The sequence below is a fragment of the Sphingobium abikonense NBRC 16140 genome (assembly GCF_001598335.1).
Classification (GTDB): Bacteria; Pseudomonadota; Alphaproteobacteria; order Sphingomonadales; family Sphingomonadaceae; genus Sphingobium; species Sphingobium abikonense.
Genome location: NZ_BCYT01000021.1, coordinates 36,141 through 57,111 on the forward strand (window position 1 = coordinate 36,141; position 20,971 = coordinate 57,111).

Below are 20,971 nucleotides of genomic sequence, written 5' to 3' on the forward strand. Positions count from 1 at the left end.
GTTTCCCGTGACATTCGCGCCAAAAATCCCTATGTGCGCGCCGATCATGGCAACCAAAATTCCAGACGCGCCGAAAATCGGCATGGTGTCGCTCGGCTGTCCCAAAAATCTGGTCGATTCCGAGCGTATCCTGACCAAGCTGCGATCCGACGGCTATCAGATGTCCGCAGATTATGCGGGCGCTGACGTCGTGCTCGTCAACACCTGTGGCTTTCTGGATTCGGCCAAGGAAGAATCGCTTGAAGCGATCGGCGAGGCGATCGCGGAAAATGGCCGCGTCATCGTGACCGGCTGCATGGGTGACGAGGCCGACGTCATCCGCGCGAAATTCCCCCAGGTGCTCGCCGTCACGGGCGCACATCAATATGAGCAGGTGGTCAATGCCGTGCATGACGCCTCCCCGCCCATTCCCAATGCCTTTGTCGACCTGGTGCCCGAAGGCGGCCTGAAGCTGACGCCGCGCCATTACAGCTATCTGAAGATCAGCGAAGGCTGCAATCACCGCTGTTCCTTCTGCATCATCCCCTCGATCCGCGGCGATCTGGTCAGCCGCCGCATTGATGCCGTGCTCCGGGAAGCGGAAAAGCTGGTTGCGGCGGGTACGAAGGAATTGCTAGTCATCAGCCAGGATACGTCCGCCTATGGCGTCGATACCCGGCATGACGTGCGACAGTGGAAGGGCCGCGATGTCCGCGCGCACATGACGGACCTCGTACGCGAACTGGGGCAACTGCGCACGGCGGAAGGCCGCGCGCCCTGGGTCCGGCTCCACTATGTCTATCCCTATCCGCATGTCGATCAGGTCATTCCGCTAATGGCGGACGGCCTGCTGACGCCCTATCTCGACATCCCCTTCCAGCATGCCGCCCCGAATGTGCTCAAGGCGATGAAGCGGCCGGCCAATGAGGCCAAGGTGCTCGATCGCATCCGCAAATGGCGCGCCATCTGTCCCGATATCGCGATCCGGTCATCCTTCGTGGTGGGCTTTCCGGGTGAAACGGAAGCCGATTTCCAATATCTGCTCGACTGGCTGGACGAAGCGCAACTCGACCGCGTCGGCGCGTTCCGCTTCGAACCCGTGGAGGGCGCGGCGGCCAATGCCCTGCCCGATGCCGTGCCCGAAGAGGTAAAGGAAGAACGTTACCATCGGATCATGGAAAAGACCGCCGCGATCAGCGCCGCGAAATTACAGGCGAAGATCGGGCGCGTACTGCCCGTCATCATCGACGAGGTGGGCGAGCCCGACGAGGAGAACGGCTCCATCGGCGCGACCGCGCGCTCGCAGGCCGACGCGCCGGAGATCGACGGCAACGTCTTTTTGCGCGACGTGGGTGAGGGACGCCGGGCCGGCGACATTGTCGACATTCTGGTCGAGGATGCCGACGATCACGATCTCTATGGCGTTCCGGCCTGAACCACGGGCCGTCCCGCCAAAATCTTGCGCATGACGATCAGGGCTTTGCGAACGCGTCCTGATATTCGGTCTTGATGGCTTTGCGCATGGCGGCGTCCACCGGCAGCGTGACCTCATAGGTGCCTTCGGCATAAGGGCCGGCGCTATAGGGACCGATGATGACGGTCATGCTGTCGATCAGCTCGCCGTCTTTCGAGGTGGGGACAAGCACTTGTTCCATCGGATCGATGCATTTGGTGAATTCATCATCCCCGGCTACGACCGGTTCGCCGCGCTTTTCCGCACGCTGCTTGTCGAGTTCCGCGCAGAAACGGTCCCGGATGGCGGCGGCAAAGGCCGTGGGCGATGTCATCAACGCCTTGACGCTGGTTTCACGCTGGCGGGCCTTGTCCCACAGAACCACGTCATAGCCGGTCATGCCGTGGGCGCCGCCCGAATAGACATAGGTCTGCGATCGCAAGGACAGGAAGCGCGGCGTATTGGCCGCGACCGTCCATTCGGTTTCCAGACTATGGGGCCGGAACGGATATCCGGACGCCTTGGCCGACGCGCTATCTTCCTGCGCCATTTTGAGCGCGTCGGCCTTGCTGCTCTCCATTGCTTTGCGAAACTTGTCGACCAGCGCCGGAATGGCTGCGGCCTGCGCAGGGTAGGAATAGGCAAATTCGAGCAGGTCGCTCTTGTCGCTCTGTGAAAAGGGCGCTGCGGGATATGACGGCGGTGGCGTCGCGCCCGCCATGTGATTGGCAAATTGCGTGGCTGCTGCATTGGACATCGCATTGCCGGCAGCCTCGTCGCCCGTGGGCGAGCAGGCCACCGCAAGCAGCGCCGCAGCCGCGATCATCCCGCCGCCGCGCATCAGTGAGCCTGCGCCTGTGCGGCGCGGCAGCGCTCGCCGATGGCCTTGCGCGCATAGTCGCTTTCCAAGGCGCGTCCGGCATTGGACCAGCCTTCGGCGATCAACGCCTGCTGAACGGCATTGCCATTGTCGAAGCGACCGGTTTCAGCGAGCGCATAGGCCCTGGCGCGAGCCGCCTGCAGGCTGCGGTCATCTGCATAAGTCATCGTCCATCTCCTTGTTTCTTCTGGCGTTCCTTCTAGGCCCATCGGCCTTGCGAGGCAAAGTCACATTGGGTCGGCCGTGCCGCGCGCGCGACGGGAAATTGCCTCTTTCCCTCCTCGGGGCGTTTCCCTTACACCGGCAGCATGATCGACTTTTCCGACCTGCTCAAGCCAGACAACCAACAGCCAGCGCACATGATCCAATTACTGGATCCGGGCAGCTACGAAGGCTGGAGCAGCGAGCAATCTGCCTCAATTCGCAGCATGCTTTCCGCACAGAAGTTTCGCGGCAAGATTGGCGACCATGCGCTGTTGTGGGGTGAAGGCCAGCAGGACTGGTCAGTCGTCGCCGTCGTGCCTGACCGGGAGAAAATGGGGCCATGGTGCCTCGCCAAGCTCGTCGACGCCTTGCCGGAAGGCCAATATCGCCTCGCCGATGGACGGGCGGGTGACGCAGCGCTCGGCTGGCTGCTGGCGCATTATCGCTTCGACCGCTATCGCCAGGATGACAATGGCACGAGCGCCAGGGTGCTTTTGACCCAGGACGTCGCTCGCATCGAACCGACGCTGCATCTGGCCCACGCCACCGCCCTGGTGCGCGATCTGGTCAATGTCCCGGCCGCCGACATGGGGCCGCCCGATCTGGAGCAGGCGGTGGAACGCGTCGCGCAACCGTTCGGAGCGCACGTTACCACTACGCGCGGCGACGCGCTGGAACAGGGCTTTCCGATGATCCACGCCGTTGGCAAGGCGGCCGATCGCAGTTTCGCCCCGCGCCTGATAGAATTGGAATGGGGCGACCCGTCCCACCCCCGCCTCGCGCTGGTGGGCAAGGGTATCTGCTTTGACAGCGGCGGGCTGGACATCAAACCGTCATCGGGCATGCGCCTGATGAAGAAGGACATGGGCGGGGCCGCCCATGCGCTGGGCCTGGCGCAGTTGATTATGGCGAGCCGCCTGCCGGTCCGGCTGCACCTGCTGATCGCTGCGGCCGAAAACGCCATCGGCGCCAACGCCTTTCGTCCTGGCGACATATTGCGCAGCCGCAAGGGCCTGACCGTCGAAATCGGCAACACCGATGCGGAAGGCCGCCTAGTCCTGGGCGATGCGCTTACGCGCGCTGGCGAAGAAAAGCCGGAACTGGTGATAGATTTCGCGACGTTGACAGGCGCGGCGCGCGTCGCGGTCGGCCCCGATCTGCCGGCCTTATTCTCCAACGATGATACGCTGGCCGCGCAAGCTTTGGCGCATGGCGCCGCCGTTGAAGACCCGCTCTGGCGACTGCCTTTGTGGGACCCCTATGCCGAGATGCTGAAATCCGACGTGGCCGATATCAATAATGCCGGCGACGGCGGCTTTGCCGGCGCGATCACCGCAGCCTTGTTCCTGAAACGCTTTGTCCCGGACAATATACCCTGGCTGCACCTCGATACATTTGCCTGGCGTCCGACGGCAAAACCAAGCCGGCCCAAGGGCGGAGAGGCGCTGGGCATGCGCGCCATATTCCAGTTACTTCAGGAGCGCTATCGCCCCCAACGATGACGCATTTACAAAGGCCTATCCGTTACGCAACCGGATTGGCCATCGCGCGTTAAGCGGGCATGAACGCCCTTTCAGCCAGTCACTCCGCCGCCGAGATCAACCGCCCGGGCATCCCGTCGCTGCGTCAATGGATGTCGACGCTGGTCGATTATGTGCGTTCGGGCAAACCGGACCTGACCAATCGCCAGATGGCGTTGATGATGACCGTGTATATCAGTTCCGGGCCGCATACCGTGCGTGGCCTTGCGGAAACGCTGCATGTGTCGAAGCCGGTCATTACCCGTGCGCTCAATAAATTATCGGCGCTCGGCTATCTGCGGCGCGAGCGCGATGTCGCGGACCGCCGCAATATTTTCATCACACGAACCCCCAAGGGCGCGGAATTTCTTGACGCCTTTAACCTTTTCATCGCAGGAACCGCGCGCGATGAACGGACTGACACCCCCGCCGCGGAACGCTCCGCCTGAAAGAACCCGGTTCAAGCTGCAAGGCCGTTCGGTTGCGCTGGACCGGCGCGTTCATGCCGCGCGCGGCGACCTTGCCGATCTGTCGCTGGCCGGCACGCTTTTTTCGGCTCATTATGCGCGCGCCGTCGCGCTGACATGTGTCGCGCCCGGCACGCCCTTGCTGGCGGCAGCGTCCCCCACGGCAGAAGCGGTGAGCGAGTTGTTGCGTGGTGAAATATTCCACGCTCTGGACGTGACCACTGACTGGGCCTGGGGATTTTGCGGGCATGATGGCTATGTCGGCTACATCCGGCGCGACGGGCTCGATGTCGAAGCAGAGCCGACCCACCGGATAACCGCCCTGACCGCGCCGTTGTTCAGTGCGCCCGACATCAAGTCGACGATCGCGGATTATTGGCCGCTCGGCGCCAAATTCGCTGGCGACATGGACGGCGCCTTTGCGGCCTGTGCCGAAGGCTTCGTGCATATGCGCCATATCGAGCCAATCGACACGCCTGTTTCAGACTGGGTTGCGGTGGCAGAGGGGCATCTTGGCAAACCCTATGTCTGGGGCGGGCGCGGACATCGCGGCATCGATTGCTCTGGGCTGGTCCAGGTCGCACTGGGCCGCGCTGGACTGAGCGTGCCCCGGGACACAGATTTGCAGTGCGAAGGGATCGGGACGCCCATAGACAACGATGCAAAGCTGGAGCGCGGCGATCTTATTTTCTTCCCCGGCCATGTCGGCATCATGACTGACGGCAGCACCCTCTTGCATGCCAACGCCCATTGGATGGCCGTGGTCAAGGAACCGCTGGCCGACGTCGTCGCGCGCCTGGCGGCTGACCACCCCACACCTATCATCGCGCGGCGCAGGGTAAGCTTATGACGACCAAGGTTTTCATCGACGGCGGTCATGGAACGACCGGGATCGAGATCGCCGAGCGGCTGGCCGGGCGCCCGGAACTTTCGCTGATCGCGCTCGACATTGAGGATCGCAGAAACGCCGCCGCCCGGCGCGACGCGTTGAATGCCGCGAATGTCGTCATCCTGTGCCTGCCCGACGACGCCGCGCGCGAATCCGTGGCGCTCATCGACAATGACCATACGCGCGTCATCGACGCCTCCACCGCCCATCGCGTCGCCGATGGATGGACCTATGGATTTCCCGAACTGGAACCGGGCCACCGGGAACGCCTGGCCGCCAGCCGCTATGTCGCCAATCCGGGCTGCTGGCCCACGGGCTTTCTGGCATTGGTGCGCCCGCTGGTGCTAGCGGGCCTGATTCCTGCCGACTGGCCTGTCACCGTGTCGGGGGCATCAGGCTATTCGGGCGGTGGCAAAACGATGATCGCTGACTATGAAGCGTCAGCAGCGCAGCCCAGCGCGTTCCGGCCCTATGGGCTGAACCTCACGCATAAGCATGTGCCGGAAATGACCCGTTATTCCGGGCTGACGCATCCGCCCCTCTTCGCACCCGCCGTCGCCAACGCCTATCGCGGGATGATCGTGGAGGTGCCGTTGCAGCTTCGCGCCATGCCCAGTGCGCCATCATTGACCGATATTCACGGTGTGCTGGCGTCGGCCTATGCCGGGTCCCCGATCGTAACGGTAGCTGCGCTGGAGGACAGCGCGGCCATGTCTGGCGTGCCACTGGAATATGTCGGCGCGAGCGACCGCCTGGCCTTGTTCCTGTTCGGCAATCCGGACACCGGCCAGGCTCGGCTGGTCGCCGCGCTCGACAATCTGGGCAAGGGCGCGGCCGGCGCGGCGGTGCAAAATCTCAACATCCTCGCCGGATTGCCCGAAACCGCCGGACTGCGCCTTTAAGCTACCATCAGTGGACGGTGCCTGTTGGTTGGTCGACGGCCAGCAATATGATGAGCCGTTCGATCTGCCGCCAGTGGCAGAAATGGATATGATTGCCTTGGTCGAGGCTGCGGCCGGCGCGAGCGGCCGCTTCGTAGCCGGCATTGGCGCCAAATTGGCTGATCAGCTCAGCCGCGTCGTCGATACTTTTCCGGTCCGCCAGATATGGCAATTGCATGGCGCGCCCCCGCTCCCCTTATTGTTGAGACCATATCGTCCCAAGAACCGTGCCAAGGAAACAGAATGGCCGGGAGGCTGGAACAGCATGATGAAGACACCCTTAGGCATGTCCCGCATCGGGACGAATATCCCGTTTCAGGACGCTTCGATCCATTTCGGACAATGGTGCGAAGGCGCTGGCGTCGCCGGGCTTAGCATGGCAAGGACCACCCCATGAGAGATCGTCGCTCCACCCCGACCGGATCGGGCGCCATCATCGCGCTGCTGATTCTCGTCGGCACGATCGGCGGCGGACTGCTGGGCCAGCCGACGATCGGACTGCTGAGCGGTCTTGCCCTGGGCATCATCATCGCGTTGCTGATTTATCTGGGCGAACGCGGCAAATAAGCGGCGGCGCAGACGGGCAATCACCTTGCCCGAAACCCGATCGCCGCATAGATGTTGGCGCATGAACAAGCATTTCATCATCCTGCCCCTTGTCGCCATCGCGCTCGTTGGCGGTGGTTTTCTCTATCTGGCGCAGGGCGACACTGCCCGATTGCCCGCAGGCGCGGATACGGGCCGGGAACCGGTCTTCACCAGCCCCCGCAGCGAGATGATCCCGACCGTCAACATCGCCGAGGTGAAGCCGTGGAAGGCGGGTGAAAAACCTGTCGCCGCCCAAGGGCTGACGGTGGAACGCTTCGCCGAAGGCCTGTCGCATCCGCGATCCATGTTGCGGCTGCCCAATGGCGACATATTGGTCGCGGAAACCAACAGCCCGCCGCGTCCCAAGGACGGCATCGTCCAGCGAGTCATGAATTACCTGATGGACAAGGCGGGCGCCGGCGTTCCTTCCGCCAACCGCATCACCCTGCTGCGCGACACCGACAAGGACGGCCGGGCGGACACGAAGACAGCCTTTCTGACCGGGCTCAATTCCCCCTATGGCATGGCCCTGATCGGCGACACGCTTTACGTCGCCAATACCGATGCGCTGATGGCTTTCCCGTATAAGGAAGGCGACACGAAGATCAGCGCCGCCGGGCGCAAGATCATCGACCTGCCCGCCCAATCGCCCAACCAGCATTGGACCAAGAGCATGGTCGCATCGCCCGACGGGCTGCTGTACATCGGCGTCGGGTCGAACAGCAATATCGGCGAAAATGGACTGGAACGCGAGCGCAACCGCGCGGTCGTTTTCGAAGTGAACCCCAGGAACGGGTATAAGCGCGTCTTCGCCTCGGGCCTGCGCAACCCTGTGGGCCTTGCCTTCGAACCCAAGAGCGGGGCGCTCTGGGGCGTCATCAACGAACGCGACATGCTGGGCGCGGACCTGGTTCCCGATTATCTGACGCGGATCGAATTTGGCGCCTTCTATGGCTGGCCGTGGAATTATTGGGGCGGGTATGAGGACCGTCGCGTCCAGCCGCAGCGCCCAGAAATTCGCGAATACACCAAGCGGCCCGATTATGCGCTGGGCAACCATGTCGCGCCACTCGGCCTGACCTTTGCCGACAAGGTGCAACTCGGCGCGCCCTTCACCGATGGCGCCTTCGTCGGCCTGCATGGCAGTTGGAACCGCAAACCCGCCGCCGGTTACAAGGTGGTGTTCGTCGGCTTCAATGACGGGGAGGCCGGCAAGGCGAAGCCGGTCGATGTGCTGACCGGATTCCTGGACAAGGATGGCGACGCCCATGGCCGCCCTGTCGACGTGACGGCCGATGCGCAGGGCGCGTTGCTGGTAAGCGACGATGTCGGCGGAATCGTCTGGCGCGTCACCAAGGCGCAATGAGCGACAGGGCTGGCGATCAGATCGTCAACCCGTTCCTGCCGGCCAGTTCCACGACATATTGCCAGGCAACGCGGCCCGACCGGCTGCCGCGCTGCGTCGCCCATTGAATCGCTTCCAGCCGATCGACGGCGAGCCCCAGCGTTTGCGCATAGCCCTCGACAATCGCGACATAAGCATTCTGGTCGATCGCATGAAAGCCAAGGCTGAGGCCGAAGCGATCCGATAGCGCCATCTTGTCGTCTATCACGTCGCGCGGATTGATCGGATCATCCTGCTCGGCCAGGTGGCGGGGCACGATATGACGGCGATTGGACGTGACGTATAGCCGTACATTGGCCGGCCGAGCGGCCGTGCCGCCTTGCAACAGCGATCGCAGCGCGCGGGCATCGCCAGCCCCCTGCTCGTCAAAGCCCAGATCGTCGAGGAACAGTATGAAGGGACGCTCGCTGCTCCGCAACAGCGCGAACAGCGATGGCAGGCTGGCCAACTGGTCGATGGCGCATTGCATAAGGGCGATGTCACGCCCTTCCCGCTGCAATTTGCCGACGACGGCGGCCACAGCCGCGGATTTGCCAGTCCCGCGTGCCCCCCATAACAGCACGTCATGCGCGGCATAGCCATCAGCCAGACGACGGCTATTGGCGAGCAGCGCCTCCTTCTGCGCGTCGATCCCGGTCAGCAAGTCATAATCGACCGGCGCAAAATCCTCGACCGGGTGGACGACATGACCGTCCCAGACATAAGCCGACGCAATCGACAGGTCAGCGGGAGACGCCGGAGGCGGCGCCATCCGCTCCAGCGCTTCGGCAATGCGGGTCAAAAGGGCATCGTTCATCACCTGCCCTTAGATCATTTCCACAGTGGAGGGAAAGCGCGGCAAAAGTCCTGTCATTGTGCTGACGCAATGGCCTTTTACTCGCTCAGCTTGGGGACTATAGCTTGGGGGCCGTGACAATCGCAAATCCAGTCTATTCCACCCGAACCTGCCGCTATGGCGCCGAAGCGCTGAGAGAAGCGGCATTGCTGATCCGCGCGGGCGAGCCGGTCGCGGTGCCAACCGAGACAGTCTATGGCCTGGCAGCGGACGCCACCGACACCCATGCCGTCGCCGCGATCTACAGTGCGAAAGGACGCCCCAGCTTCAACCCGCTGATCGTGCATGTCGCGCATATGGACATGGCGCGCACGCTCGCGCATTTCTCCGCGACGGCAGACAGGCTTGCCGAGCGTTTCTGGCCTGGGCCTTTGACCATGGTGCTGCCGGTGCGCGCCGATAGCGGTTTGTCGCATCTGGTGACGGCCGGCTTGCCGACCGTCGCGCTGCGGGTGCCGGCTCATCCCGCGATGCGCGCGCTGATCCGCGAAAGCGGCCGCCCACTGGCAGCGCCTTCGGCCAATCGCAGCGGCTCGATAAGCCCGACGCGGGCGGAGCATGTGCTCGCGAGCCTGAATGGCAAGGTGCGCATGGTGCTGGACGAAGGGCCAACGAGCGAGGGACTGGAATCGACCATCGCCGCGCCGGAAACGGACCGGATCCGGCTATTGCGGCCGGGTCCGATTACCGCCGACATGCTGGGCGAGGCGACTGGGCTGCCCGTGGTCGCCGCCAAGGCGGATGCCGCGATCGAAGCGCCGGGCCAGCTTGAAAGCCATTATGCGCCAGCCAAGCCGGTACGCCTCGACGCGCTGCGCGCCGAAACGAACGAATATCTGATCGGGTTTGGCCTGATGCCCTGCCACATCAACCTCAGCCCCGAGGCCGATCTGCGCGAAGCAGGCGCCAATCTCTTCGCAGCGTTGCACATGGCCGATGCAAGCGCCGCAGAACGGATCGCCGTGGCGCCGATCCCGATGGAAGGCATAGGGGCCGCGATCAACGACCGCTTGAGGCGTGCGGCCGCCTGATCGTTCAAGGGCCAACCTAGCGCAGGCCGGAAACCACGCCAGCGTCAAACCTCAGCCGCAATTATCATAGCCCGCCTCGCGACATTGTTTGCGGCGCGCCTTTTCGGCCTTTTTCGCTTCCCGGCCTTCGCGCGCTTCCTTTTCGCGCATCTTGCGGCCGTAATTGCGATCCGCCTCATCCTGGCTGGTGGTCGCCCAGTCGGCAACCTGCGAGCCTGCCCGAACCGGCGCAGTGACGACGCTGGCGACGGTGCGAACGCATCCCGTCAGCCCCAGCATCAGCAACGGCCCAGCCAAGATCATCGCCTTCTTCATCGTCCCGTCCTCGCCAATTGCCGTTGCGTGCCTGTCGCCCATAAAGGATATGCCCGACAGACGCCACCCGAGGGGCGGCGCCGTCTTCGAGTGAGGGCGCGGGACACGCGGACGAGATTCAGGCGTCCAGCCGTTCGCCAAAGCCCTTGCGCAACTTGGCCAGCTTGGGCGGAATGACCGCCATGCAATAGGGATTCCTATCGCCGACCCTGTCCCAATATTTCTGATGATAATCCTCCGCCGGATACCAGGGGGCTTCCGGCTCGATCGCCGTCACGATCGGTGCGGACTGATCGGCCTGCGCGCGCTCAATGCCCGCGCGCGCTTCCTCCTCCTGCTCGGGCGAATGGGGAAAGATCGCGGACCGATATTGGGTGCCGATGTCATTGCCCTGACGGTTGAGCGTCGTCGGATCATGCGTGGCGAAAAAGATGTCGAGCAGATCGCCATAGGAAATGACGTCGGGATCGAAGGTGATGCGGATGGCTTCGGCATGACCCGTGTTGCCCGAACAGACCTGTTCATAGGTCGGATCGGGCACCGTGCCGCCGATATAGCCGCTTTCGACCGACTTCACGCCTTTCAGATTCTGATACACCGCTTCGGTGCACCAGAAGCATCCGCCGGCCAGCGTTGCGACTTCTTCCGTCATTCCTGTCATTCCTCGACTATGTGAGGCGTTGAGATAGGAAGGATCAGGCCGGGGTTCCAGCCTCCAGCGCGGCGGCCTGCGCCTTCGCCCGTTCCTCGGCCACCAGTTCCTTGCGCGACAGCTTGCCGACCAACGTCTTGGGCAGGTTCAGCCGAACCTCCACATCGCAGACACGCTCATGCTTGCCGAGCTGCGGATTGACCCAATCCCGGAGCGCCGGGCCATCAATCTCATGCCCCTCATTCAGGGTCACGAACGCCTTTGGTTGCTCACCGCGATAGTGGTCGGGCACACCGATCACCAGCGCCTCCTTGACGGCCGGGTGATGGTAAAGGACGGATTCAACCTGGCTGGGAAACACCTTGAACCCGCCGACCGCGATCATGTCCTTCAACCGGTCGACGATCTTCACATAGCCATCTTCGTCGATGATGCCGACGTCGCCCGTGCGGATATAATCGCCGACAAAAACCTGCGCGTCGGCGTCCGGGCGGTTCCAATAGCCCTTCATGATCTGCGGTCCCGCGAACAGAAGCTCGCCCGGCTCGCCTTGCGGCGGCGGTCGCGTCGGGTCTTCGCGATCGACCAGCTTGACGCGGGTCGCGGGAACTGGCTGGCCCACGGTGCCGCTCTTGTTCAGGCCCTCATAGGGATTGGTGCAGACGATCGGGCTGGTTTCGGTCAGGCCATAGCCTTCGATCAGATGCGCGCCCGTCGCCGCCTCGAACTTCTGCTTGAGTTCCAGCGGCAAGGGCGCACCACCGGAAATGCAGGCGCGCAGCGACGAGAAATCGATATTGCGGATCGCGGGATGATCCAGCAGCGCCTGGAACATGGTCGGCACGCCCGGCAGGGATGTCGCCTTTACCCGTTGCACGGCGGCCAGCACCTGCGCCGCGTCGAAGCGGGGCAGCATCACCATCTCGCCGCCATTTACCACCGTGCGATTGAGCGTGCAGGTATTGGCGAAGACGTGGAAAAAGGGCAGGACCGCGATGATGCGATCCGGCTCATGCTGGCGCGGATCGATCGCCTGCGCCTGGCGCGCATTGGCGGTCAGATTCTGGTGCGTCAACATTGCACCCTTGGGCGTGCCGGTCGTACCGCCGGTGTATTGCAGCAGCGCGACGTCGTTGACCGGGTCGATCTGCGCCACCGCGCAATCGCCCTTGTTGGTCATGAACCGGTCATAGCGGATGATCCGCGGATCATCGGGGATGGCCACGCTCTCGCTTGCCTTGAACCAGCGGAACAGCAACGATTTGACCGGCGGCAGCACTTCGGCGACCGATCCGACGATCAGGGTTTCGAGTGTGCTGTGCTCCAGCACCTCCATGGCGGTAGGCAGCAAAGCCTTTGCCGACAGGGTGAAGAGAATCTTCGTCCCACTGTCCTCAACCTGATGCTCCAACTCGGCCGCGGTATAGAGGGGGGAGAAATTGACGACGATGGCGCCGGCCATCAGTGCGCCATAATAGGCCGCGACATAATGGGGGGTGTTGGGCAGATAGAGGCCAACCCGGTCCCCTTTCTGCACGCCCATGGCCTGCAGCCCGCACGCCACCCGGCGGATCTGGTCATACATGTCGCCATAGGTGAATTTGCGACCCATGAAGTCGACCATATGGGCGTCGGGATGCGCCAGCGCGCTGTCCGTCACCATCTGCCCCATCGACATCGGCGGGAAGGTCTGATCCCACTGGGTGGGATGGCGATACTTGTCCTTCAGGATCTTTTCGATGCTCTCCATGCCAGGGAGTGTATGGCGCAGCCGCACTTTACGCAAGCGTCAACCAATGAAAAAGGGCCGCGCCCCTTGCAGACGCAGCCCTTGATAAACCTTGGGTTTGCGACGTCAGCAACAGGAACGTTGCTGACGCTACGGCATCACACCTCGCCCTTGTTGCTGCTGAAAGGATCGATGATCGTGGCGGCGCTGGAAATGAAGTCGGACTCGCTCTTGAGCGCCTCTTCAGCACGGCGCACGGCGTCTTCCCGCTCGCGCCGCAACTCCTCGATCAGCGCCTCGCGGTCGCCATCCAGACGCGAATCGGTGGGCGCTTCGATGCCGGCCTTTTTCGCCGCCCGTGCGACCAGCGCATCCAGTTCGCGCTGTGAACACAGGCCCAGCGTCACCGGGTCCTTGGGCGTGATGTTGCTGATGTTCCAGTGGGTGCGGTCGCGGATGGCGGCAATGGTGGTGCGGGTGGTGCCGATCAACTTGCCGATCGCGCCGTCCGAGATTTCAGGATGGTTGCGCAAGATCCACGCGATGCCATCGGGCTTGTCCTGCCGCTTGCTGACCGGCGTGTAGCGCGGCCCCTTGGTGCGGCGCACAGGCTCCGGCCCTTTCAGCATCTTGAGCTTATAGTCGGGGTTCGCCTCACCCTTATGGATTTCCTCCATGGTGATTTCATGCGCGCGCACAGGATCGCGCCCGGTATATTTGATGCTGGCGGTGTCATCGGCGATCGCCTGCACTTCAAGGATATGCAGCCCGCAGAATTCCGCGATCTGGTCAAAGCTCAGCGCGGTATTGTCGACCAGCCAGCTGGCGGTCGCATGGGGCATGAGAGGCTGGGACACGGGACTTCTCCGGCACGTAAAAACGATAAGGGCCGCCCAAGCAGGGCGGCCACGACAGAGCAGAGATAGTCTATCCCGCCGGTTCCGGCAAGACAATCCGGCGGTCGTTGCGTCAGGCGGCGCTTTCGATCACCTCCGGGTCGATCGCATGGAGGCCGGCGAGAAATTCCCTGGCGCTGCGGTCCCACGAAAAACTGCGCCCATAGGCCGCGCACGCCGCCCGGTCGCGCTGCAAGGCTGCCGCGATGGCCTGACCAAGATCGTCCGACAGGGCGCCTGTTTCCGGCGTCACGATATCGACCGGGCCGGTCACGGGGAAAGCCGCAATGGGCGTCCCGCACGCCAGCGCCTCTATCATGACAAGGCCGAACGTGTCGGTGCGGCTGGGAAAGACGAACACGTCGGCATTGGCGTAGGCGCCCGCCAGATCCTTGCCGAACAATGGCCCGACAAAGCGCGCCTGCGGCCAGGCTCGTTCCAGCGCCGCGCGCGCGGGACCATCACCGACGACGACCTTGGTGCCGGGATGGTCGGCGGCCAGAAACGCCTCCAGATTCTTTTCCACCGCGACGCGGCCGACATAAAGCATGATCGGACCCGGCAGATCGGCAAATTGCGTCGGCAGGGGAGCGTCGGGTGTGAAGGCGGCAAGATCCACCCCCCTGCCCCATGGCCGCACATTGGCGATGCCATGGGCGCGCAACTGCTCGCGAACCGATCGCGTCGACACCAGCACCGCCTGCGCAGGGCCATGGAACCAGCGGATATAGCGCCAGAACCAGGCGGCCGGCAGGCCCGTGCGCTGCGACACATAGTCGGGGAAATGCGTATGATAGGCGGTCGTGAAGGGCACACCGCTGCGCAGGCACCAGCGGCGCGCGGCCACGCACAAGGGGCCTTCGGTCGCCAGATGCACCGCATCGGGGCGGAAGGCGGCAATATCCTGCCCCACGACGCTTGACCGCACCAGGGCAAGCCGGATTTCGGGATAGGTCGGGCACGGGATCGACCCGTAAAGGTCGGGCGAGATCACCTTGACCGGATGGCCCATCCGCGTCAGTTCGCCCTCGATTGTCTGAAGCGTCCGCACGACGCCGTTGACTTGCGGCGACCAGGCATCGGTGACGATCGCGATCCGCACGCTTTCCTCCGTCAAGCGGCAAGCCGGGAGGAGTCGCGCGCCGCCTCCTTGGCAGCTCGGGCGGCGATTTCGTCCGCCCAGTGCAGCACTTCCATCCGACCATCGAAATGCTCGACCAAGGCCGTGCAGCCTTCGACCCAGTCACCGTCATTATAATAGTCTATACCGGCGATCTGCCGCATCTCGGCGTTGTGAATATGCCCGCAGACCACGCCATCGACGCCGCGCGTGGCGGCTTCATGCGCGACGACATCCTCGAACTTGGAAATGAACTCGACGGCATTCTTGACCTTGTGCTTGGCCATCTTGCTGAGCGACCAATAAGGAAGCCCCATACGCTGCCGCACCGCATTCACGGCGACGTTCAGGCGCATCATCAACGTATAGGCCGCGTCCCCGACGAAGGCGAGCCAGCGGTGCGCGAGCATGATCGTGTCGAACTCGTCGCCATGCAGCACCAGCAGCTTGCGCCCATCGGCGGTGACGTGGATCGCCTTGCGCCGGATTTCGACACCGCCAAAATTCATGCCGGTGAACTGGCGGAACATTTCATCGTGATTGCCGGGAATATAGACGACGCGCGTGCCGCGCTTGGCGCGCTTCATGATGCGCCACACCACGTCATTATGCGCCTGCGGCCAATAGAAACGTTTCTTGAGCCGCCAGCCATCAATAATGTCGCCGACCAGATAGATGGTTTCGCTGTCGACGCTGTCGAGGAAATCGATCAGCATCGTCGCGTTGCAGCCGCGCGTGCCTAAGTGGATGTCGGAAATCCAAATGGTGCGATAGCGGCGGCGCTCCCCTTCCCGTTCAGGGATGTGGAATGGGTCGTCCGCCCCCTGCTCCAGATCGCCAAGGAAGGGCAAGCGCGTGATGGCGTTCATGATACGGTCCCCGGAAACTCTGTCCTTGGGGCCGAATCCTTAGCGCCGCATTGTTACAAGTCCGCACCGAATATGACGGAAATACTACCGTTCAGGCAGCATCACCCCGCGATCAACCGTTGAAGCCCACGAACAGAAATTCCGGAACAGGGCCGTTCCATCCCTCGTCGGGGCCATCGTCGTGCGTGGCCGACTGGCGAGAAGGCCGCGATGCCGGCTTGCGGTCGTCACTGCGGCGGTCAGTCCGCTTCTCGTTCGATCGATCTGGCCGACGCGCCTTGGTCGGCGCCGGCTTATCCTCAACCTTTGGTTCGGCATCCTTCGCCGCGCCTGGCAAATCAGCATAGTCGATCTTCGTGCCAATCAGCTTCTGGATATTGTCGATCGCTTCGGCATCATCCTTGGTAACGAAGGTGTAGGCCACCCCCTTCGCGCCCGCGCGACCAGTGCGGCCGATGCGATGGACATAATCGTCAGGATGCCAGGGCGCGTCGAAATTGAAGACGTGGCTGACGCCCTTGATATCAAGGCCGCGCGCAGCCACGTCCGATGCGACCAGGATATTGACCGTACCGTCGCGGAATCGCTCCAGTTCCGCGATACGCGACGCCTGGTCAATGTCCCCGTGAATCTCGCCGGACTTGTATCCGTGGCGTTGCAGGCTCTTGTTGAGTTCGCGCACGGTCGTCTTGCGATTGCAGAAGATGACGGCGCTCTGCACCTTTTGCCCGTCGAGCAGGGCGCGCAGCGCTTCGCGCTTCTTGCGCGCATCCACCTTCACCAGATGCTGCGCGATATTGGTCGACGCAGTCGCCGGGCGCGCGACCTCGATCGACTTGGGATTGCTGAGAAAGCGATCCGCCAGTTTCTTGATGACGGGCGGCATGGTGGCCGAGAAGAGCAGCGTCTGCCGCTGCGCGGGCAATTTGGTGCAGATATGCTCAATGTCGGGAATGAACCCCATGTCGAGCATGCGGTCCGCTTCGTCGATCACCAGCATGTTGCAGCCGTTGAGCAGAATCTTGCCCCGCTCGAACAAGTCCATCAGGCGTCCGGGCGTGGCGATCAGCACGTCGACGCCCTTTTCCAGCGCCTTGACCTGATCGCCCATCTGGACGCCGCCGATCAGCAGAGCCATCGAAAGCTTGTGATATTTGCCGTATTTCTCGAAATTTTCGGCCACCTGCGCCGCCAGCTCGCGCGTCGGCTCCAGGATCAGGCTGCGCGGCATGAGCGCGCGGGCGCGGCCATGGGCCAATATGTCGATCATCGGCAGCACGAAACTGGCGGTCTTGCCCGTGCCGGTCTGCGCGATGCCGATAATGTCCTTCATCATCAGCACCGACGGGATCGCCTGCGCCTGGATGGGTGTCGGCGTGTCGTAACCGGATTCGGTCACGGCCTTCAATAATTCGTCGGAGAGGCCGAGATCGGCAAAAGTCATTCAAAAGCCCGGGACAGGAGGAAAGTGCGCGCTGCGCGTCCGCAGCACGGAAATCGGCCGCGCATTGCGGAAATATCGCACCAATGTCAAGAAATTCAGCCGCGTCGCGCCCGGACGACAGGTCAATCGTCGTCATCTGCGGCCACGAGCCGCCGGAAATCGTTGATCTCACAACTCATGCCGTTGCGCGCCTGCAATTCGTCGCGTCCCGAACACAGGGACCCGTCATCATGCGGCTCGACATAGAAGCCGGAATAAAATCCAGCCGAATCGCACCCCCGCTCCAACCGGGCGCGATAGCGGTGGTCGTCCGCCAGCAGGAGGTCGACCCCTTCGCGCACGACGATGCTTGCACCGCGAATGGAGCGCAGCGCGATGCAGCGCGGCCCTTTCTTTTCCTCCCAATCGTCGCGCGCGTTCGGATTGGCGCGGGGCGGCGCCTTGCCCTTGCGCGCCATCGGCACCCGGATAATGACACGGCGCTCGATCGTCATTTGCGCCCATTGCACGGGCTGAGCGGCAGGCGCAGCAAGAAGCAGCAACACGGAATGAAGCAAGTCGAACCCCTTTATGGGATGGGGACGCTAGCGCGCGATGGTTGAACAGTCGATGAATTCCGGGGCATAGCCTATCCCATGATTGGACAAGACATCATAGATCGCTTCACGGCGCTGCTCGGACCCAAGGGCGTCACCACCAACGCAGACGACATTGCGCCGTGGGTCAGCGACTGGCGCGGGCGCTACCATGGCGCGGCCGCCGCGATCCTGTCGCCTGATTCGACGCGCCTTGTATCCGAAACCGTAAAACTCGCGGCCGAACTGGGCGTGCCGCTGGTGCCGCAGGGCGGCAATACGTCCATGGTCGGCGGCGCGACCCCGCCGGCCGATGGTTCCGCCCTCATCCTGTCGCTGCGCCGGATGAACCGGATTCGCAGCCTCTCCGCCAACGACAATATCGCGGTCTGCGAAGCCGGGGTCATATTGAGCGTGCTGCATGATGCCGCCCATGCGGAAGGACGGCGTTTCCCCCTGAGCCTAGGCGCAAAAGGCTCCGCCACGATCGGTGGCCTCGTATCCACCAACGCCGGCGGGACGCAGGTGCTGCGCTATGGCACGATGCGCGCGCTGGTTGACGGGCTGGAGGCCGTGCTGCCCGACGGCAGCATTTTCGACGGGCTGGACGCGCTCAAAAAGGACAATCGCGGCTACGACATCAAGCAATTGCTGATCGGCGCGGAAGGAACGCTGGGCATCGTCACCGCCGCGTCGCTGCGCCTCGTCCCCGCCATCGCAACGCGCGCGGTGGGCTGGGCGGGGGTCGACAGCCCGGAACAGGCGCTGCGCCTGCTTCGACTGACCGAAAAGACGCTGGGCGACAGCGTCGAAGGCTTCGAAGTCATCGGCGACGACACCTTGGGGTTTGTGCTGGGTCATATTCCCGGCACCCGATCCCCGATCGAAACGCGCACGCCATGGCATGTCCTGATAGAAGTCGATCATGCCGATCTTGCCGATCCCGGCCCGGGCGAACGGCTGGAAGGGGCTCTGGCGCAGGCGATGGAACAGGGCATCGTCATCGACGCCGCGATCGCCGCCAATGAAGCCCAGGCCGAAGCCTTCTGGCGGATCAGGGAATCGCTCTCGGAATCCGAGCGCGCACAGGGACCCGCACTGCAATATGACATCAGCGTACCCGTCGCGAAGATGCCCGCCTTCATGGTCGAGGCGGCAGAAGCTGCCGAGGCCGCTTTCCCCGGCACCACCGCCTCCTCCTTCGGGCATCTTGGCGATGGCAATGTGCATTTTCATGTCCGCGCGCCAAAGGGAACGAGCGACGGGCCGGCATGGATCGCGGCCCAGGGCCAGGCCATCAACGCCTTCGTTCACGACGCGGTGGTCGCCGCAGACGGCTCCATTTCGGCCGAACATGGCATCGGCCAGATGAAGCGGGCGGAACTGGCAAGGCTGTCCAGCCCCGCGCGGATCGCCGCCCTGCGCGCCATCAAGACCGCGTTCGATCCGCAAGGCCTGTTCAACCCCGGCAAGCTCATTCCCCTGCCGGAAGAAGGCTGACCGCCCATCCCACCCGGCGCAGCGCCGACAAAGCGATTGCACCGGGACGGCAAGCCCTTTATCGCCCTGCCCCAATATTTCGGACCGCGGCGCGCGACGCCGCACATTGAGAGAATGGACCTGATCATGGCCACAGCGCCCGCGAACAATCTGCCGATCTTCTACAACGACCTGCTGCCGCTCAGCACGATGGATCATGCCGATTACAAGAGCCGCAGCGTCGATTCCGCGCCGTTCCTGACCAGCCAGCATGCGGTGCCGCTGACGATCGACGAATTCGTGACGGCACAGCGTTTTGCCCCCATCATCTTTTCGGCCGGAGCGGATTCCGTTCCGTTGCTGCTGATGGGCCTGAACGAAGGTGTGAACATCTTCCTGGATGACGAAGGCAAGCTGCGTGGCCCCGCTTATGTGCCGGCCTATGTCCGCCGCTACCCTTGGATGCTGGCCAAGCTGCGTCCGGACAGCGAGGAATTGTCGCTCTGCTTCGACCCCACCAGCCCCGCGCTGGGCGCGTTCGATGAAGGCACGCCGTTGTTCGAGGATGGCAAGCCGAGCGAATTGACGCAGGGCGTGCTCAAATTCTGCGAGGATTTCGAGCAGGCCGCGGCGCGCACCGGGCAGTTCGTCAAGGAATTGCAGGATATGGACCTGCTGATGGACGGCGAAGTGTCGATTCAGACGCCGATCGCAGACCAGCCCTTCGTCTATCGTGGTTTCCGCATGGTCAATGAGGAAAAGCTGCGCGACCTGCGCGGCGATCAGCTGCGCAAGATCAACCAGAGCGGCATGCTGCCGCTGATCTACGCCCATCTCTTCTCGCTACAACTGATGCGCGAGATTTTCGAGGCGCAGATCAACCAGGGCAAAGGCCCGATCAACGCGCCCGCCGCGCCCGCCAACGCGGAAGGCTGAAAGCCGCCAGGTTCATCAGCATAAGACTTAAGTCGATAGGATGGCGCTTCCCTCTTGAAAGGCGATTGGCGCTGTCCTATCTCTCAAACATGCGGCGCACCTGCCCCCCTTTCGGGTGTGTCGTATGGGCGCCTCCCCCTTTGGAGGCGTCTCCTCCCTGAACCTAGGCCACCCCATGCTTGCGTGGGGTGGTTTTTTATGGAGCGCCGATGGCCCGCGCCCGGCTTTTGCTTGACGCGCGGGCGGGGACTGGTAAAGCGCTCCCCCTGCCGGCCGCCCACGCGGCCATAAGGCCCCTTCGTCTAGCGGTCAGGACGCGGCCCTCTCACGGCTGAAACACGGGTTCGATTCCCGTAGGGGTCACCATTTTCAAGTAGAAAATGGCGTAATACAGCCATTTTGAGTGGTTTGGCGAGATGGCACCCCACAATTGGTCCCACACATTCTAGTTGCTTTAGCGGCACCCTCTGACGCGTCTTGAGCAGCTAGAACGATACCGCCTAGCGGATTCGCCTGCTCGGCTATTCAACTGGTAGCGCTTGAAGATCCGTAATTCCCGAGGTCGGTCTATGCTTGTAATACCGACCGGCCATGGGACAACCCGTCGCTCCGATGTCGCGGGTTGAAGGTAAGCTCTTGTCAGAAACCGACGTTCAGCGCTCGTCCGCGCCACGTGACGTTACGACTGACGCTGGGCCGGTTGCGGACTGACAGCTTTCGGCGAGCATCAGCGAAAAGCTGCCGTTGAGAGGTTCAGCTCTGTT

The 20,971-nt window shown here is 63.0% G+C and carries 22 protein-coding genes and 1 tRNA gene; 11 read left to right on the top strand and 12 right to left on the bottom strand.

Features of this window, described 5'->3' with window-relative positions; translation table 11 throughout:
* Positions 1-31: 31 nt before the first annotated feature.
* Positions 32-1,414: a 30S ribosomal protein S12 methylthiotransferase RimO gene (rimO, locus tag SAB01S_RS16295; protein ID WP_174525676.1), complete on the top strand. Its 1,383-nt coding sequence runs from the start codon at positions 32-34 to the stop codon at positions 1,412-1,414.
* Positions 1,415-1,451: 37 nt separating this feature from the next.
* Here the strand turns inward: rimO and SAB01S_RS16300 are convergent, their stop codons facing one another.
* Complete coding sequence (locus SAB01S_RS16300) at positions 1,452-2,273, bottom strand: PdaC/SigV domain-containing protein (protein WP_062734361.1); 822 nt, start codon at positions 2,271-2,273, stop codon at positions 1,452-1,454.
* A complete protein-coding gene (locus tag SAB01S_RS16305; RefSeq protein ID WP_021224929.1) occupies positions 2,273-2,479 on the bottom strand; it encodes a hypothetical protein in 207 nt (68 codons plus the stop codon). Before SAB01S_RS16305 ends, SAB01S_RS16300 begins: the two co-directional genes overlap by 1 nt.
* Before the next feature lie 141 nt (positions 2,480-2,620).
* Here SAB01S_RS16305 and SAB01S_RS16310 point away from each other — a divergent pair, with 141 nt between their 5' ends.
* Genes SAB01S_RS16310 through argC form a run of 4 tightly spaced genes read left to right on the top strand, consistent with a single transcriptional unit; the run spans position 2,621 to position 6,294 of the window.
* Positions 2,621-4,018 carry a leucyl aminopeptidase family protein gene (locus SAB01S_RS16310; RefSeq protein ID WP_062734362.1) on the top strand — a complete coding sequence of 466 codons (1,398 nt, stop codon included), beginning with the start codon at positions 2,621-2,623 and terminating at the stop codon, positions 4,016-4,018.
* 59 nt (positions 4,019-4,077) lie between these two features.
* Complete coding sequence (locus SAB01S_RS16315; protein WP_021224931.1) at positions 4,078-4,485, top strand: MarR family winged helix-turn-helix transcriptional regulator; 408 nt, start codon at positions 4,078-4,080, stop codon at positions 4,483-4,485.
* Positions 4,445-5,353, top strand: a complete 909-nt coding sequence (locus SAB01S_RS16320) for a C40 family peptidase (protein ID WP_062734364.1) — start codon at positions 4,445-4,447, stop codon at positions 5,351-5,353. The genes SAB01S_RS16315 and SAB01S_RS16320 overlap by 41 nt, the downstream gene beginning before the upstream one ends.
* The gene (gene argC, locus SAB01S_RS16325; RefSeq protein WP_062734365.1) at positions 5,350-6,294 is read left to right on the top strand and encodes an N-acetyl-gamma-glutamyl-phosphate reductase; all 945 of its coding nucleotides are present in this window, start codon (positions 5,350-5,352) and stop codon (positions 6,292-6,294) included. Before SAB01S_RS16320 ends, argC begins: the two co-directional genes overlap by 4 nt.
* Positions 6,295-6,301: 7 nt before the next feature.
* Here argC and SAB01S_RS16330 read toward each other — a convergent pair whose 3' ends face one another.
* Positions 6,302-6,511, bottom strand: coding sequence for a hypothetical protein (locus tag SAB01S_RS16330; protein WP_174525675.1), 210 nt, complete (start codon positions 6,509-6,511; stop codon positions 6,302-6,304).
* A 215-nt stretch (positions 6,512-6,726) separates the two neighbouring features.
* Here SAB01S_RS16330 and SAB01S_RS18690 point away from each other — a divergent pair, with 215 nt between their 5' ends.
* Both SAB01S_RS18690 and SAB01S_RS16335 read left to right on the top strand, forming a co-directional pair.
* Positions 6,727-6,900, top strand: a complete 174-nt coding sequence (locus SAB01S_RS18690) for a hypothetical protein (RefSeq protein ID WP_169802581.1) — start codon at positions 6,727-6,729, stop codon at positions 6,898-6,900.
* Positions 6,901-6,961: 61 nt separating this feature from the next.
* Positions 6,962-8,287, top strand: a complete 1,326-nt coding sequence (locus SAB01S_RS16335; RefSeq protein WP_062734367.1) for a PQQ-dependent sugar dehydrogenase — start codon at positions 6,962-6,964, stop codon at positions 8,285-8,287.
* Between the two features lie 16 nt (positions 8,288-8,303).
* On the opposite strand, the gene SAB01S_RS16340 is transcribed toward SAB01S_RS16335, so the two are convergent.
* Complete coding sequence (locus SAB01S_RS16340) at positions 8,304-9,122, bottom strand: ATP-binding protein (RefSeq protein WP_062734369.1); 819 nt, start codon at positions 9,120-9,122, stop codon at positions 8,304-8,306.
* Positions 9,123-9,235: 113 nt separating this feature from the next.
* Between SAB01S_RS16340 and SAB01S_RS16345 the strand changes: the two genes are divergently transcribed.
* The gene (locus SAB01S_RS16345) at positions 9,236-10,192 is read left to right on the top strand and encodes an L-threonylcarbamoyladenylate synthase (RefSeq protein WP_062734371.1); all 957 of its coding nucleotides are present in this window, start codon (positions 9,236-9,238) and stop codon (positions 10,190-10,192) included.
* A gap of 51 nt (positions 10,193-10,243) precedes the next feature.
* Here the strand turns inward: SAB01S_RS16345 and SAB01S_RS16350 are convergent, their stop codons facing one another.
* The 8 genes from SAB01S_RS16350 to SAB01S_RS16385 form a co-directional block, all read right to left on the bottom strand.
* Positions 10,244-10,507 carry a hypothetical protein gene (locus SAB01S_RS16350; RefSeq protein WP_062734373.1) on the bottom strand — a complete coding sequence of 88 codons (264 nt, stop codon included), beginning with the start codon at positions 10,505-10,507 and terminating at the stop codon, positions 10,244-10,246.
* Positions 10,508-10,625: 118 nt separating this feature from the next.
* Positions 10,626-11,159: a peptide-methionine (S)-S-oxide reductase MsrA gene (gene msrA, locus SAB01S_RS16355; RefSeq protein ID WP_062734374.1), complete on the bottom strand. Its 534-nt coding sequence runs from the start codon at positions 11,157-11,159 to the stop codon at positions 10,626-10,628.
* A gap of 43 nt (positions 11,160-11,202) precedes the next feature.
* Positions 11,203-12,909, bottom strand: a complete 1,707-nt coding sequence (locus tag SAB01S_RS16360; protein ID WP_062734376.1) for a long-chain-fatty-acid--CoA ligase — start codon at positions 12,907-12,909, stop codon at positions 11,203-11,205.
* Positions 12,910-13,046: 137 nt separating this feature from the next.
* A complete protein-coding gene (locus SAB01S_RS16365; protein ID WP_062734378.1) occupies positions 13,047-13,730 on the bottom strand; it encodes a DUF1013 domain-containing protein in 684 nt (227 codons plus the stop codon).
* 127 nt (positions 13,731-13,857) lie between these two features.
* Positions 13,858-14,886, bottom strand: coding sequence for a glycosyltransferase family 4 protein (locus tag SAB01S_RS16370; RefSeq protein ID WP_062734400.1), 1,029 nt, complete (start codon positions 14,884-14,886; stop codon positions 13,858-13,860).
* 11 nt (positions 14,887-14,897) lie between these two features.
* On the bottom strand, positions 14,898-15,773 hold the full coding sequence (locus SAB01S_RS16375) for a UDP-2,3-diacylglucosamine diphosphatase (RefSeq protein WP_062734380.1): 876 nt from the start codon (positions 15,771-15,773) through the stop codon (positions 14,898-14,900).
* 112 nt (positions 15,774-15,885) lie between these two features.
* Complete coding sequence (locus SAB01S_RS16380) at positions 15,886-17,217, bottom strand: DEAD/DEAH box helicase (RefSeq protein ID WP_062734382.1); 1,332 nt, start codon at positions 17,215-17,217, stop codon at positions 15,886-15,888.
* A gap of 122 nt (positions 17,218-17,339) precedes the next feature.
* Complete coding sequence (locus SAB01S_RS16385; RefSeq protein WP_021224947.1) at positions 17,340-17,774, bottom strand: hypothetical protein; 435 nt, start codon at positions 17,772-17,774, stop codon at positions 17,340-17,342.
* A gap of 78 nt (positions 17,775-17,852) precedes the next feature.
* On the opposite strand from SAB01S_RS16385, the gene SAB01S_RS16390 reads away from it, so the two are divergent.
* From SAB01S_RS16390 to SAB01S_RS16400, 3 genes are all read left to right on the top strand, one after another.
* Positions 17,853-19,292 (top strand): FAD-binding oxidoreductase, encoded by a 1,440-nt coding sequence (locus tag SAB01S_RS16390; RefSeq protein ID WP_062734384.1) that lies wholly within the window; start codon positions 17,853-17,855, stop codon positions 19,290-19,292.
* A 126-nt stretch (positions 19,293-19,418) separates the two neighbouring features.
* The gene (locus SAB01S_RS16395) at positions 19,419-20,207 is read left to right on the top strand and encodes a SapC family protein (RefSeq protein ID WP_062734401.1); all 789 of its coding nucleotides are present in this window, start codon (positions 19,419-19,421) and stop codon (positions 20,205-20,207) included.
* A gap of 291 nt (positions 20,208-20,498) precedes the next feature.
* Positions 20,499-20,573 (top strand) — tRNA-Glu (locus SAB01S_RS16400).
* Positions 20,574-20,971 lie beyond the last annotated feature (398 nt).

What these genes read in the sequence shown, in the direction of transcription:
- rimO (WP_174525676.1), top strand. Translation starts at nt 32, where the DNA reads ATGTGCGCGCCGATCATGGCAACCAAAATTCCAGACGCGCCGAAAATC.
- SAB01S_RS16300 (WP_062734361.1), bottom strand. Translation starts at nt 2,273, where the DNA reads ATGCGCGGCGGCGGGATGATCGCGGCTGCGGCGCTGCTTGCGGTGGCC.
- SAB01S_RS16305 (WP_021224929.1), bottom strand. Translation starts at nt 2,479, where the DNA reads ATGACTTATGCAGATGACCGCAGCCTGCAGGCGGCTCGCGCCAGGGCC.
- SAB01S_RS16310 (WP_062734362.1), top strand. Translation starts at nt 2,621, where the DNA reads ATGATCGACTTTTCCGACCTGCTCAAGCCAGACAACCAACAGCCAGCG.
- SAB01S_RS16315 (WP_021224931.1), top strand. Translation starts at nt 4,078, where the DNA reads ATGAACGCCCTTTCAGCCAGTCACTCCGCCGCCGAGATCAACCGCCCG.
- SAB01S_RS16320 (WP_062734364.1), top strand. Translation starts at nt 4,445, where the DNA reads ATGAACGGACTGACACCCCCGCCGCGGAACGCTCCGCCTGAAAGAACC.
- argC (WP_062734365.1), top strand. Translation starts at nt 5,350, where the DNA reads ATGACGACCAAGGTTTTCATCGACGGCGGTCATGGAACGACCGGGATC.
- SAB01S_RS16330 (WP_174525675.1), bottom strand. Translation starts at nt 6,511, where the DNA reads ATGCAATTGCCATATCTGGCGGACCGGAAAAGTATCGACGACGCGGCT.
- SAB01S_RS18690 (WP_169802581.1), top strand. Translation starts at nt 6,727, where the DNA reads ATGAGAGATCGTCGCTCCACCCCGACCGGATCGGGCGCCATCATCGCG.
- SAB01S_RS16335 (WP_062734367.1), top strand. Translation starts at nt 6,962, where the DNA reads ATGAACAAGCATTTCATCATCCTGCCCCTTGTCGCCATCGCGCTCGTT.
- SAB01S_RS16340 (WP_062734369.1), bottom strand. Translation starts at nt 9,122, where the DNA reads ATGAACGATGCCCTTTTGACCCGCATTGCCGAAGCGCTGGAGCGGATG.
- SAB01S_RS16350 (WP_062734373.1), bottom strand. Translation starts at nt 10,507, where the DNA reads ATGAAGAAGGCGATGATCTTGGCTGGGCCGTTGCTGATGCTGGGGCTG.
- msrA (WP_062734374.1), bottom strand. Translation starts at nt 11,159, where the DNA reads ATGACGGAAGAAGTCGCAACGCTGGCCGGCGGATGCTTCTGGTGCACC.
- SAB01S_RS16360 (WP_062734376.1), bottom strand. Translation starts at nt 12,909, where the DNA reads ATGGAGAGCATCGAAAAGATCCTGAAGGACAAGTATCGCCATCCCACC.
- SAB01S_RS16365 (WP_062734378.1), bottom strand. Translation starts at nt 13,730, where the DNA reads ATGCCCCATGCGACCGCCAGCTGGCTGGTCGACAATACCGCGCTGAGC.
- SAB01S_RS16375 (WP_062734380.1), bottom strand. Translation starts at nt 15,773, where the DNA reads ATGAACGCCATCACGCGCTTGCCCTTCCTTGGCGATCTGGAGCAGGGG.
- SAB01S_RS16380 (WP_062734382.1), bottom strand. Translation starts at nt 17,217, where the DNA reads ATGACTTTTGCCGATCTCGGCCTCTCCGACGAATTATTGAAGGCCGTG.
- SAB01S_RS16390 (WP_062734384.1), top strand. Translation starts at nt 17,853, where the DNA reads ATGATTGGACAAGACATCATAGATCGCTTCACGGCGCTGCTCGGACCC.
- SAB01S_RS16395 (WP_062734401.1), top strand. Translation starts at nt 19,419, where the DNA reads ATGGCCACAGCGCCCGCGAACAATCTGCCGATCTTCTACAACGACCTG.